Annotated in this window: 10 protein-coding genes and 3 pseudogenes; 5 read left to right on the forward strand and 8 right to left on the reverse strand. The window is 65.8% G+C overall.

Annotated features, from left to right (window positions below; genetic code table 11):
* Window positions 1–63 precede the first annotated feature (63 nt).
* The gene (locus tag ABZ855_RS47320; RefSeq protein ID WP_360819978.1) at window positions 64–417 is read right to left on the reverse strand and encodes a hypothetical protein; all 354 of its coding nucleotides are present in this window, start codon (window positions 415–417) and stop codon (window positions 64–66) included.
* Between the two features lie 209 nt (window positions 418–626).
* Between ABZ855_RS47320 and ABZ855_RS47325 the strand changes: the two genes are divergently transcribed.
* Complete coding sequence (locus ABZ855_RS47325) at window positions 627–1,154, forward strand: transposase (protein ID WP_360819981.1); 528 nt, start codon at window positions 627–629, stop codon at window positions 1,152–1,154.
* A 72-nt stretch (window positions 1,155–1,226) separates the two neighbouring features.
* Here the strand turns inward: ABZ855_RS47325 and ABZ855_RS47330 are convergent, their stop codons facing one another.
* On the reverse strand, window positions 1,227–1,787 hold the full coding sequence (locus tag ABZ855_RS47330; protein WP_360819984.1) for a hypothetical protein: 561 nt from the start codon (window positions 1,785–1,787) through the stop codon (window positions 1,227–1,229).
* An 89-nt stretch (window positions 1,788–1,876) separates the two neighbouring features.
* Window positions 1,877–4,813 carry a tetratricopeptide repeat protein gene (locus tag ABZ855_RS47335; RefSeq protein ID WP_360819987.1) on the reverse strand — a complete coding sequence of 979 codons (2,937 nt, stop codon included), beginning with the start codon at window positions 4,811–4,813 and terminating at the stop codon, window positions 1,877–1,879.
* 177 nt (window positions 4,814–4,990) lie between these two features.
* Between ABZ855_RS47335 and ABZ855_RS47340 the strand changes: the two genes are divergently transcribed.
* Complete coding sequence (locus tag ABZ855_RS47340; protein WP_360819990.1) at window positions 4,991–7,381, forward strand: DUF4062 domain-containing protein; 2,391 nt, start codon at window positions 4,991–4,993, stop codon at window positions 7,379–7,381.
* On the opposite strand, the gene ABZ855_RS47345 is transcribed toward ABZ855_RS47340, so the two are convergent.
* The 4 genes and pseudogenes from ABZ855_RS47345 to ABZ855_RS47360 all read right to left on the reverse strand — a co-directional run.
* Entirely contained in the window at window positions 7,372–7,650 is a 279-nt protein-coding gene (locus ABZ855_RS47345; RefSeq protein ID WP_360820004.1) for a hypothetical protein, read from the reverse strand. The genes ABZ855_RS47340 and ABZ855_RS47345 overlap by 10 nt on opposite strands.
* Before the next feature lie 49 nt (window positions 7,651–7,699).
* A pseudogene (locus ABZ855_RS47350) lies at window positions 7,700–7,810 on the reverse strand (DUF6083 domain-containing protein); the annotation flags it as partial.
* On the reverse strand, window positions 7,801–8,052 hold the full coding sequence (locus tag ABZ855_RS47355; RefSeq protein ID WP_360819993.1) for a hypothetical protein: 252 nt from the start codon (window positions 8,050–8,052) through the stop codon (window positions 7,801–7,803). The pseudogene ABZ855_RS47350 and the gene ABZ855_RS47355, both read right to left, overlap by 10 nt.
* A gap of 130 nt (window positions 8,053–8,182) precedes the next feature.
* Window positions 8,183–8,491 (reverse strand): annotated as a pseudogene (locus ABZ855_RS47360) (glycerol-3-phosphate acyltransferase); the annotation flags it as partial.
* Window positions 8,492–8,597: 106 nt separating this feature from the next.
* Between ABZ855_RS47360 and ABZ855_RS47365 the strand changes: the two are divergent.
* Window positions 8,598–10,142, forward strand: a pseudogene (locus ABZ855_RS47365) (DNA polymerase III subunit alpha); the annotation flags it as partial.
* Window positions 10,139–11,137, forward strand: coding sequence for an ImpB/MucB/SamB family protein (locus tag ABZ855_RS47370; RefSeq protein ID WP_360819996.1), 999 nt, complete (start codon window positions 10,139–10,141; stop codon window positions 11,135–11,137). The pseudogene ABZ855_RS47365 and the gene ABZ855_RS47370, both read left to right, overlap by 4 nt.
* 32 nt (window positions 11,138–11,169) lie before the next feature.
* Here the strand turns inward: ABZ855_RS47370 and ABZ855_RS47375 are convergent, their stop codons facing one another.
* A complete protein-coding gene (locus ABZ855_RS47375) occupies window positions 11,170–11,811 on the reverse strand; it encodes a TetR/AcrR family transcriptional regulator (RefSeq protein WP_360819998.1) in 642 nt (213 codons plus the stop codon).
* Window positions 11,812–11,975: 164 nt separating this feature from the next.
* Between ABZ855_RS47375 and ABZ855_RS47380 the strand changes: the two genes are divergently transcribed.
* A complete protein-coding gene (locus tag ABZ855_RS47380) occupies window positions 11,976–12,923 on the forward strand; it encodes an SDR family oxidoreductase (RefSeq protein WP_360820001.1) in 948 nt (315 codons plus the stop codon).
* The last annotated feature ends 150 nt before the right edge of the window (window positions 12,924–13,073 follow it).

Below are 13,073 nucleotides of genomic sequence, written 5' to 3' on the forward strand. Positions count from 1 at the left end.
ACCGGATACGACCTAGACACTCGCATCCTCGCAGGTCAGCGGCACCTTTCTGCTGTCAGGCCGTCAGCTCACCCAATTCCGCTGAATAACCGGGGTCAAACGCCGCATCTCAGCGTCGTCCGGGGGCTCGAACTCGCCAAGGTCGTCCACGCCACCATTTTCCAATGCGTAGAAGTTCCTTTGCTCATACGCGGTCTTGTACGGCTCGTAGAGCTGTTGGACACGGTCCGAGGCGAAGGCTTGCACCCTTGCCTTCAGCTCGCGGTTGTCCGAGTCACTGAGAAGATCGACGTACAGGTCTGCCCGCCTGGTCCACACTCGCTCATCATGGGCCTGCTGACGCTGATGCCGGGCCTGCAACAGCGAGCCACCGAGTGCAAGCACGCCACCAGCGAGTACGGCCAAGAGTTGCTCCACCAAACTCCTCACCTCCGCCTGGCCGGTATCAATTGGAAGTCTGGCAGGCGCGGCGTGACTAAAGCCGTCACGACCCTGCGGCACCGGGTGTACGACGGTCGGGAGGTTCGCTCCGGAGTCGATCAACTTGGCCTGAGCATCACATTGAGCTACAAAACCCTTGGTTCGTCGTTCGTTAACAGCGCCCCCTGCGCGACGAGCGCTCGGTGATGAACGAGCACGCGAATGAGATCCAGAGGCCGTTCAGGCACTCGGACTTCACCGACTGGAAGATAAGGAAAAAGCTCCGCAGCTTCCTAAACGGCAGGGCATGGACGCGCACCGAGGGTCGGTGGGCGCTGTTCCGGTACTCCACCAACCACCAGGTCGTCATCGACGCCGACACCCGGCTCGTCGTCGCGGTCGGCCGTCCGCTGCCCCGCAACCGGAACGACTGCAAGGCATGGGGGCTGTCCGGCGCGAAGGACGCCGTCGGCAACACCACCGTCATCGTGGACGGCGGATACCGGGGCACCGGCCTGGTCATCCCGCACCGACGCGAGAAGGGCCAGGCCGAACTCCCTGCATGGAAGGAGGAACACAACACTTCCCATCGAAAGGTCCGCGCTCGCGTCGAGCATGTCTTCGCCCGCCTGAAGGGCTGGAAGATCCTCCGCGACTGCCGCCTGAAAGGCGACGGCGTTCACCACGCCATGCTCGGCATCGCCCGCCTGCACAACCTCGTCCTTGCTGGGTGACGCAGAAACCGGCAGGTCACCCAGCACGTCAGAGATCATTTACGGGACAACCCTTAGCCGACTCCTGGTCGATCAGGCGGTCACGGCTGTGATAAATCCCGCTAGATAAGTAGCGGCGAATACTGCTGGCACCCACTGTTCAAGATGTGTGAGCGGCCAGTATTTGGCCGTATCCTTTCCCTCCCCTAGAGCTTTCCACTCGGCCTTCCAGTAGGGTGATGCAGGGAGTTGCTCCTCCAGTACGCCGATCACTGTGTACTTTGCAGAGTTGAGCTGCCGATAGGAGCGCACGAGAAAGAACCATGCGCCACATTGGACGACGAGAGCCACCAACGGAAAGAGCAGTAGCCACGGAGATTCTGTCGGTCTCTCCTTCCAGAGGGCCCCAATTACCGTGAAGATCGCAGTATTCAGAGTAAGGAAGAATGTATTGGTAAGACTTCGTCTGGCGCTTACACGGTCAGCCATCTCCACATACATTTTGTATTGCTCAAGAACCGCGTTCTGATGTGCGGCGCCGTCGCCGGCGTAGACGCCTGGACCGACAGAGGGGTTCCAAAGATTGCCACGCACCGAATCAATAGGAGTCGTCCTTGCACCGAAGTATCTGACCCAGAAATCCTTGAGACTCATAGCCTCAGTGTGCCGAAGTAGCCGGTGCGGCGCCAGAGGAACCAGCATCACCTCGGGAAGCAGCGTTGCTCGCCAGGGAGCCGGAGCGGTCACTCGGCGGACAGGGCTCGGATGACCTGTTCAATCTGCTGTCGGTGCGCGGTCTCCGCGCAGAGGTCAGCGGCCGCTGTCAGGTTGGCCAGCGCGTTGTCCGGCTGCCCCGACTCTAGGTCCGTCCTTGCCTGTTCCTCCAGCCCGCGGATCTGACGGATGAGCGTTGCCATCTTCGCCGGTAGTGCACGCCTCGGATCAAGGCGGAGGGCTTCCTCGTACCAGCGCAGCGCCTCGGTCAAGTCACCCAGACGCCACATTGCTGTACCCACGTTCTGGTGCGCGGTCGCGTTCCAAGGATTAGCCTGGATTGCCTTCCCGTACTCCTCCAGTGCCTCCTCATGCTGGCCCCGATTGGCCAGCGTTGCGCCTCGGCTTACGTGCAGGGCGGACAAACTCTGCCGGTTCTCCCTGAATTCGATGGCTTCGACGGGCAAGTCTCCGGTGGAGAAGGACCACGAACTTCCGCAGTTGGGGCAGGCGTACCGCAACAACTCAAACTGGGTGCCACAAAAGCACGTCCTCATGATGTTCATCAGTTCCAGCGCCCGCTCGTCGACGCCACTATCGTCCTGAGCTACAGCGATTACGCGCCCCTGTCCGCGTCCTGCACCTGGTTTCGGCAGTGGCTGCAAGATTGCTTTGGATAGCCTTACGGGCATGTTGCATGCGGGGCAGGCTAGGCCGTTACCGAGGGCGTTCTCAGTCACTGGACTATTGAAGTGACATGCGGGGCACCGCATAAGGAGAGCACCGTCGGCCTCGTATGCTGTGACGACAACCGGTCCGAAATCCAAGCCGACAAGCTCCACGCGGTGCAGCCACCCGATTCGGTCGCCTAGGGCCACAACTGGTTGCCAAGGGTGGAACGCAAGTGCATGAAGGGTGTGTGGGAGTTCGAAGCACATTTGCTCGCGTCCGGATTGAGCGTCCCACACCCGCAGAGAGCCGTCCCAGCTCACCGATGCGACGATCCGCGCATCCGGGCTCACGGCGCAGCCCCAGACCGCATCAGTGTGACCATTGAGTACATAGCGTTGACGAAACGGCTCGGTATCCCAGATCCGCACCGTGCGGTCGACTCCACCAGAGACGATGAAGGCACCGTCTGGGCTGACGGCGCATACCCCGGCGGTATCAGCGTGCCCAGTGAGTTTGGCCCGTTTGGCACCGCTTTCGCTGTCGTGGACGGTGAGCGTGCCGTCGTCGCCGGAGGTCACCGTCCAAGTCCCATCCGGACTGAATGCACATCGCCAGATGCCGCTCTCTTGTGCTTCGTACTCCATGAGGTGATGCCCTGTTTGTAGGTCCCACAGAGCGGGCCGCTTGTCCCAACCGAATAGGACGGCGCCGCCGTCGGGGCGCATAGAGCACCCCCACACCGGTCGCCTTGCTTTGAACAAGCGCTGCTCTGTTCCGCTGTGAGCGTCCCACACCCGGACAGTCCTATCGCGTGAGGCGGACACGAGCTGCGTACCGTCCGGAGTGAAGGCACAGTCTTGTACGACGTCGTCGTGCCCTTCGAGGGATGCAATGCGTCGTCGCCCGTCCGCCTCCCACACCACCAGACTGCTATCCGCTGCTGCGGAGGCCAGGTACTCACCAGTCGCATCGAAGCGGCAGGCCGTAATCCGTTTTCCGTGACCCGCGAGCGACTCCTGCTCGCCACGGGCGCGGCCGTCCCACAACCTGATACCGTCTTCGGCTCGGGACGCGATGACGGTGGCGTCAGGGCCTACTGCGCACACATCCACAGACCCGGTGTGACCAGTCAAACTGGTCAGCTCCGTGCCGCTGGTCACGTCCCACAGGCGGAGATCCCCGCGCTCGCCACCAGAGACGACGAATGCCCCGTCGGGGCTGATTGCGCAGGACCGTGCACCACCCAGATGTTGTTGCGACCACCGGACCTGCCCACTGGGGAGATCCCATACCGTGACCTGATCCTCGCTGACTGCAACGAGGAACGAAGCATCGGGGCCGATGGCGCATCCGTTGACGGGAAGAGCGACCACCTCTGAGGCTGAGAGCTTGGCGCCTGGCTGGCGGGGGACTTCCGAGTTCGGGTCTGTTGCCGAGCCAGGGGCTGCCGCGGGATGGCGGCGGCGGCCTCCGTAGGAAACGGCGACGATAGTGCCGAGCCATCCAGTCGACGGGTTCCACAGGCGTAGCGTGCCATCGTGCGATGCCGAGACGACCAACGAACCATCCATACTGACCGCGCAGGTTGTCACCGGCCCCGTGTGGCCACTGAATGACGCGCGCAGCTGGCCGGAGGCCGTGTCCCAAATCTTGATGGCATGGTCGGGGCCACTGCCGACGGCATACGAGGCATCTGGGCTGATCGCGCAAGGCAAGGGCTCCTGCGCGACAACGAGATTTTTTGGGCCGGCATCCGGAAACTGTGCACTGCCACCACCATCGCTCTCGTCGGCAGGCTCACCGCTGCGGAGTGTTCTCAGGGACTCCCCAGTAGGAAGGCGCCAGAGTCGGAGAGCCTGTTCCGTCGCGCTGGCCATGAATGAACCATCTGGGCTGACCGCACAGCCGCGAACCGGTTGGGTTGTCCCGCCGACCAGCTCGATCGTGCGGGTCGGCATGCCGGTCAGGACATTTACATACCTCAGGTACCCGGCATGCACGATGATCAATGTTGATCCATCGGGGGCGAAAGCGAAAGGCGAGTTAGTCTGCCCCAGCACCGCAATGAGGGCCTGTGAGTCCGCCGGCGGGGATTGCACCCAGAACCAAGTCCGCGTGGGCGGTTGGCGCTGCCGCTCCCGCTCCAGCACTGTCGTGGCGGCGCTACCTGACCACTGAAGCTGGTTGTACAACTGCTGCCAGGTGAGTTCCGGACTGACGGCTAGGACCCCGGCCTCCCGCCGGAGGGCGCGGCGGACGGCCGCTAGTAGCTCTCGGCGCTCCGCGTCTTCCACGGACGTCACCTCCCTCCACCATGCTGCGCCTGCCCGACCAGTGTGGCTACGGCAGGCGTGCGAACTTCAGTAAATCGCCCCCACGCCACGAGGAAAGTGACTCTCTGGTGTGCACTGGATGGGGCCAAGGGTAGAGTTTGTCGCAGGACTCCCCACCGCTTCGTGGATGGAGCTGCTATGACGGAGACGTTCAGACAAGTCCGTGTCTTTATCTCCTCCACATTTCGCGACATGCACGCGGAACGCGATCATCTAGTCGCAGCAGTTTTTCCGGAGCTACGGGAGCGACTGGACCGCCTTGGGTTGGAATTCTACGACGTCGACCTCCGCTGGGGTGTGCCGGAGACCGGATGGGATGGGGAGCGGGCGAACCCGTGGCAGTACTGCAGGCGCTGGATCGATTTGGTTGAACCGTTCTTCATTTGCATGATTGGTCAGCGCTATGGCCACGTCTTGACTTCCTCCGAAATCGGGGAACAGGAGGGGCCGCAGGCATACGAGGGGATGTCGATCACCGAGCTGGAGGTACGCCACGCGGTACTGGATGGCCGGTTGCGGCGGCGCAGCTTCTTTTATGTCCGCTCATCGAGAGTGCCCGAGACAGCGCCAGCGAACATCTACGCCGAATACGTGAGCCGCGCCCAACAGAGCCACCTCGTTTCGTTCATGGAGCGCGTCGAGTCTTCGGGCAGGCCGGTTCGCCGCTATGAAGGAACGTGGACAGGGTCGGGTTTCTCTTCCCTGGACGGCTTTGGCCGAACCGTGCTCGAGGACTTGTGGTCGGGGGTGCTCCGTGACGAGCGGTACGTCGCGAAGGAGACATGGCGGCGCGTTCTCGGGCATGACCCAGAGCACGATTCCTACTACACCGACGATTCCCATCCGATCCCCGAATACCTCTGGACCCAATTGGTCGAGGCGGCCAGACCTCGCGCTCTCGATCCCCTGGACGCCGAAGCCCGGGAAATGGCTAGGTATGCGAGTGGACGTTTGCGGGGTTTCACGGGACGAGCGGATCAGTTGCACTTGCTCGCAAATTTTGTAGACATTGATCAATCTGTCGGAGAAAGTCGGGTCTGTGTTGTCCAGGCGCCAGCGGGTCAGGGTAAGTCGGCGTTGCTGGCGAAGCTTGCCGAGAACCTGGCCGCCACGCGTCATTACGTTGTCAGCCACTTTGTGGGAGCCACGGAGCAGTCGGCCGACGTTCGGTCCATGCTCGCCCGACTCAATGGCGAGCTCGACCGCGTGGAGATCCCCGATCCGGCGCCTGTTGGTCCCGCCGCGGGGCGAGAAGCCCTGAGCAGGTCTCTTGCGGAGCGTCTGGGTGCGTACGAGAGTGAGAAGCATATTGTCCTGTTACTCGATGCTGTGGACCAGTTGGCCGACGGCCAAGATCTGGCGTGGCTGCCGCACCAGTTGGGGGATGGTGTGCGTGTCGTCCTCACATACGCCGACACGGAACCATCTGACGGTGCCACCACGCCGCTAGCAGCAGCACGACGAGCCCGTAGGACGCAGTTCCGTCAGGTGGAGTTGCCTGGGCTCACTGAACAGGACGTCCGCGTGATCGTCGTGGCGTACCTAGAGGAGTATTGCAAAGAATTGGAGTCAGCCGAGATCGATGCAATTTGTCAACTAGAACAGGCCAGGAACCCGTTGTACCTCCTGGTAATGCTGAACGAATTGCGCGCACTAAGTGGCAACGATATGCAGCGGGTCGTCCGCTCAGTTATCGCTGAGCTTCCACGGCTACGGCCGGACGCAGTTAGCCTTTTCGAATGGAGATTGGAGTCTCTGGAGCGGGCGTTTGGAACCGACCGAGTAAGACAGTGGTGCTCGTATATCTGCGCCGGCCGGACGGGCATGTCCAGTACTGAGCTACGTGAGCTTGTCGTCACTGGGGAAGAAGGACAGGATGCGTCGGTGGTGCCGCTTATCGAGCGCGGTATCCGCCAATACCTACGACCCCGGGGCGGCGAGCTGGACTTTTTCCACACTCAGCTAGAGCAAGCTGTGAAAAAGCGATATCTCGATACGAACGCGGCGTACGTAGAGTCGCACGTCGCGATCGCATCCTACTTCCGCAGGAAGGCCGACCCGCAGGGCACGGGCGAGTGGAAGGGCGGCCATGAACGCGCCCTCAGCGAGCTGCCCTATCACCTTGCAGAAGGCGGGAAGCTTGACGATCTGTTCGGAGTGCTTACTGATTTTCAGTTCCTTGAGCGCAAGGCCGCCGAGGTGGGCGTAGTCGAGCACGTAGACGACGGGGGTGTAGTCACGAGAACGCACACTGGCGTCTTTGCGCTCCAAGACGATCTCGACTTGGCCATTGCCAAGTTCGCAGACATCAAGGTTCGGGGTACGCATCCTCTCATCGTCACGGCGTTTAATACTGGAAAGGAGCTCGCTGTCCGTTGCCCTCGGTGCGCCGCCATATGTTCCCGCGAGACGCAACAGCTTGGCATGGAAATGCTATGTCCGCACTGCAACGGACCGCTGAAGGTAAACCCATCTCCCGTCAGGATCCGCGGCGGCCTTGGGCACGCTGAGGACGTTGGCTACGAATGATTGGAGCCTGCCGTGACCGCGCACCAGGGGTCGCTGGTGCACCGGTGGCGGCGCCGGGTCTGGGCAACGCAGCGGATCTCCTCGACGGGATGGGCGGCGAGGTAGCGGACGTACAGGATCTGCACGGCCGGCCGGGCCGGGCGGCAGGCGGACGCGGCCGGCTTGGGAGTGCAGGCGGACGCGGCTGGCTTGGGAGTGCAGGCGGGTGCGGCCGGTGGCGGGGTGAAGGCGCCGGCGTCGATCAGGCGGCGGGTGTTGACGGCCAGCATGCCGCAGCTCGGCGAGTTCGGGAGTCACCTGCGGGGCGGGCCGGGCAGGGCACAGCACAGCGTGGGGAAGGCGGCACCAGGGCGTGCCGTCCTGCGAGGGGTGGGCAACGCCTGAGCTGACGTGCCAGCGGCAGACGGCCGGCACGGCGCTCACGAGCACTCGCTGCCCAGGCCGCCCGAGTGGTCGTCCAGCCGGCCGAGCACCTGCCCGTAGTCCTTCAGGGTGGTCATATCCAACAAGGCCGTCGAGAGATATCCGCCGAACTCACACAGAGGCGGGACCGGCATCTGTGTCTCCTCGTCGAGGTACACAGGCGTCCCGTCGAGGACACCCCTCCGCTTTAGCAGCGCGGCCACCTCCACCGCGGAGATCACTTCACTGTCCAGGTACTTCTCCAGCATCCCAGACTGCACAAAAGCAAGGTCCACTCTCGCACCCTCCCCAGGAGCCTCAGAGGAACTCCCGTCAGCTCACCCACAATGAGTCGAGACTGAACCACACATCTCATGAGACAGATTTGAACAGCGGAAAGAAGGTGCGGTTGCGTGAGCGCGGGGAGGAACAGTTGGCGACCAGGTCCCCGAGGCCGGCCAGTCCGGCGAGGGTGGCGGGATGCGCGCCCATGGCCACGGCCAGACGGGTGGTCTCGGCAAGGCCGCAGGTGATGAGCATGGCCTGTGCGTTGTGGCCCAGGCCCATGCAGGAGGCGATGCCGATCGCGAGCGCCACGATGTTCTTGACTGCGCCGCCGAGCTCGCGGCCGGTCACGTCGGTGCTCGTGTAAGGGCGGAAGTAGCTGGTTTGGCAGGCTTTCTGAACGCGGATGGCGGTGGCTTCGTCGCCGAGTTTCACGATGATGTCGATACCGGGTGGATCGAGGTCTCGCCATGCTGTCCCCAGGAAACCCGACACCACAAAACCCGACACCTGACTTGACCAATGAACTGGACAGCAGGACCTGCTGTCCCGGCTGCAGCCGCGCGACGTGCAGGACGTCATCGCCGACATCAGCCTCTTCCGTCCGGGGCCGGTCGCCGGTGGCATGCCCGAGCGGTACATCGCCGCCCGGCACGGCGGCACACCGGCGTACGCCCACCGGGACCTGGAGCCGGTGCTCGCCGACACCTACGGCGTGACCATCTGGCACGAGCAGATCATCGAGACGCTGCATGTGATGACCGGCTGCGACCTGGCCCTCGCGGAGATCGCGCGGCGGGCGCTCGGTGACAAGAACCGGCTGCCCGCGATCCGGGACTGGTTCCACGGCCTGGCACGCGCGCGTGGCTACAGCGCCGCCGTCCGGGACGAGGTCTGGAGGACTGTCGAGGCCTTCGGCGCGTACGGCTTCTGCCGGGCCCACGCGGTCGCCTTCGCCGTACCGGCCCTGCAGAGCGCCTGGCTCAAGGCGCACCATCCGGCGTACCTGCTGGCCGGCCTGCTCGAACACGACCCCGGGATGTGGCCCAAGCGGGTCCTGGTCTCCGACGCCCGTCGGCGTGGTGTGCCGATCCTGCCCGTCGACATCAACCACTCCAAGGTGAAGCACACCGTGGAGAGAGCCGGCGGAGAGGGAGAGCAGTGGGGTGTGCGGCTCGCCCTGTCGGCGGTGCACGGCATCGGCGCGGAGGAGTGCGCCCGGATCGAGGAGGGGCAGCCGTACGGATCGTTGTCGGACTTCTGGCAGCGAGGGCGCCCCAGCCGTCCGGTCGCCGAACGCCTCGCGGAGATCGGCGCCCTGGGCTGTCTGCACGACGGGCGTCTCACCCGGCGCGACCTGTTGCTCCAGATCGCCGAACTCCATCGGGCCTCCCGCGCCCGGTCGGCAGGCAACGGCCAACTGCCCATCGACGCGGGCGCCGTCGGTGGTGCGGAGCCGAGCGGTCTGCCGGAGATGACCGGCCGCGAGGCCCTCAGCGCCGAGCTGAACACCCTCGGCATCGACGTCTCCAGGCATCTGATGGAGCACCACCACCGGCTGCTGCGCGAGATCGGCGCGACCGACGCGGCGCATCTGGCCGGGCTGCGGGCCGGTCAGCAGGTCCTGGTCGCCGGTGTACGGGCCTCCACGCAGACCCCGCCGATCGCCAGCGGCAGGCGGGTCATCTTCGTGACGCTGGAGGACGGCTCCGGCCTGGTCGACCTGGCCTTCTTCGAGGATTCGCATCCGGCGTGCGCGTACACCGTCTTCCACAGCGGGCTGCTGCTGGTGCGCGGCACGGTCCAGGTGCGCGGCACCCGGCGTACCGTCGTCGGCTCCATGGCCTGGGACCTGGACGAGATCGCCGCCGCCCGCCGCGACAACGGCCCCGAGGCCGCGCTCGCCCTCCTCGGTACCGACCGTCCGGCCCCGACCCCCGCCCAGCCGCGGCGGACCCTGGCCAACGGCACCACCGGCGCCCGGCTGCATCCGTACGCCGACCTCCAGCCCGCCGGGACCCGCTCGGCCGACCTGAAGAAGTTCGGCCACACCAGTCCGGGGAGCGCGGGATGACCAGGCGTCAGCGGCACATAGCCCACCTCCATCTGCACGCCGCACTGAGCGAGGCCCAGTACGCCGACGTAATCGAACTGATGTCCGGTGTCACGCCTCATGTCCAGGCCGTACCGCCCGACGCCGTCCAGCTCGACCTGACGTCGGCGCTCAGATACTTCGATCTGTCCCCCTACGACGCCGTCCAGCTGGCGAAACTGAGGCTGAAGGGGCTCTACGGCATCGACAGCAGCGCGGGGCTCGCGGGCAACCGCATGCTGGCGGCGATGGCGGCCGACGCGTCCGCACCCGGCGACACCACCTGGGTCCCCGCCGGGCAAGTGGGCGACTGGCTGTATCCGCGGCCGGTCACCGCGTTGCCCGGGATCAGCCGTGCCACCGCGGAGACGCTCGGCAGGTACGGGCTGCACACCATCGGGCAGGTCGTCGACCTGCCCGGCGGGACCCTGCAGCGGCTTCTCGGCGCCGTTCCCGCCCGGCTGCTCGCCGAGCGTGCCCGCGGGCGCGATCCCCGCCCGGTCGCTCCGGCGGAACCGGCGGAGCGCATGGTCGCCGACCTGGTGCTGGAGCGGGACTGCCTCGATCCAGCGCAGCATCATCGAGCGGTCCTGGGGCTTGCCGACCGGATCGGCCAACGCCTGCGCGGCGAGAGCCAGGTCACCGGGCGGCTCGCCCTGACGGTGCGCTATGCCGACCACAGCTCCACCACACGCACCTGCACACTGCCGGAACCGACCGACCATTCACCCGCCCTCGCGGCGACCGCCCTTGGGCTGCTGGCCGCCCTGGGACTGCAACGAGCGCGAGTCCGCTCCTACGCGATCCGCGCGGACAATCTGCTGCCGGCCGACAGTACTTACCGTCAGCTCTCCCTGGACCCGGGCGACGACCGGGCCCGCGCGGCCGAGGCCGCCGCCGACCGCGCCCGCAGGCGCTTCGGGCCCGGCGCTGTAGGTCCAGCCGCTCTCGCGAGTCCAGCCGCTCTCGCGAACTGACTCCGCGACAATCTCCGTCCGGGCCGGTGTGATCAGGGCTGATCGCTGACGGCTCGGTAGGCCGCTGTGAACAGGGTGTGGCACAGGTCGATCAGTTCTTCGACGGTGGCGTTCTGGTGGCCGAGGGTCCAGTCCACGAGGAGTTCGTTGACTCCGCCGACCAGGCTCATCGTGGTCATGGTGAGCCGGCGGGAGGAGGCTTCCGTACCGGGGAGCGGTCCGACGACGGCGGCGACCATCGCGGCGAACTCGTGCAGGACCTCGCGGCGGCGAACCTCGAGGCGGGGGCTCGCGCCCACGACCTCGATAAGCACCAGGCGGGCCGTGCGGGCGTCGCCGGCCAGTGCGCGGATGAACACCTCGAGGCCGGCGCGCAGCTGGGCGTCGACATCGGGGGCGGCAGCGGCCGCGGCCTGCGCGGTGTCGGCGGTGATCGTGGCGACCAGCTCGTTGTAGACCCCGGCGAGCAGGTCCTCGCGGTCGCGGAACGACTCGTAGAAGTAGCGCTCGGTCAGTCCGGCGTGCGAGCACACCTGTTTGACGGAGACCGAGGCGTAGCCGGCCGTGCCGAACAGGTCGAGGCCCGCCTGGATGAGGCGGGCGCGGCGCTCCTGCTGTCGTTGCGCCGCGTCGCGTCCGCCGTAACGCCGCCCGGCGGTCTGTGTGCCGGCCATTTCTCCCCTTCGCAGAGGTGTTGACACCGGTGTGCTCCGAACTGACACTCTAGCTTGTCAGATGATCTGACACGGTGACGTGTCAGACGCGTGTGGGGGCCGCTTGCCGCCACGCTGCTTGGCGTTCCGCTCATGCTCTGGGCAGGGAGAGAAGGGGTTCGACCGTGGCGGCACCGCCCGAAGACCCGTACACATCCAGCACATCCAGCACATCGAGGACGTCGAGGACATCGAGCCGGAGAAACCGCGACCGGCTCTCCCGTGCACAGCCGCTGACCGGCAAGGTGATCGCGGTCACCGGGGCGGGGCGCGGAATCGGGCGGGCCGTCGCGGCCCGGCTCGCCGCGGCCGGAGCCTCCGTGGCGATCGGCGATCTCGACGCGGAGCTGGCCGTCGAGACGGCTGATGCCATCGGCGCGCATCCCGGTGGCCGGCTGCTCGGGCTGCCTCTCGACGTCACCGACACACCTTCCTTCGAAGGCTTCCTGCGTACCGTCGAGACCCGGCTCGGGCCGATCGACGTACTGATCAACAACGCCGGGATCATGTGGGTGGGCCCCTTCGAGGAGGAACCGGAGGAAGCCGCTCTGCGCCAGTTCGACGTCAACGTCCACGGCGTACAGAGGGGGATGAAACTCGTGATCCCGGAGATGCGGAAACGCGGTCACGGCCACGTCGTGAACATCGCCTCCGCCGCCAGCAAGGTCGCCCCGGCCGGCGAGGCGACCTACGCGGCGACGAAGCACGCCGTCCACGGCTACAGCACCGCCGTCCGCACCGAACTGCGGGGCACCGGCGTGCAGGTGTCCCTGGTGATGCCCGGGGTCGTGGAGACCGAGCTGGCCGTGGGCACCGCGTCCGGCCGCACCCCGCGCCTGACGACGGATCAGGTGGCCGACGCGGTGCTCGACGTCGTGCTGCGCCCGCGGTTCGAGGTCTTCGTGCCACGCCGGATCGCCGCGCTGACCCGGCTGGCCGCGCTGCTGCCGGGCCGTGCCCGCGACGTCATGCATCACCTCCTTGTCCCCGACCAGCTCGCCGCCCTGTCCGACCGGTCGGTCCGCGCGGCCTACGAGGAGCGCACCCGGACCGCCCGTCATCCTGAGAGTTGAGCCCGTGACCACCACGCCCAAGCCGGCGCCCAGCACGGAGAAGGCCCAGGACACGGCCGCTCCGCGTCCCATCCCCGAATTCGAAGGTGTCCACGACGTGTGGCCCCGCGGTGACCGGCTGCGCGCCGTGCGCAGTGCCGCGGCCGCCTA

It is taken from the genome of Streptomyces sp. NPDC047042, assembly GCF_040644035.1.
In the GTDB taxonomy this organism is placed as follows: Bacteria; Actinomycetota; Actinomycetes; order Streptomycetales; family Streptomycetaceae; genus Streptomyces.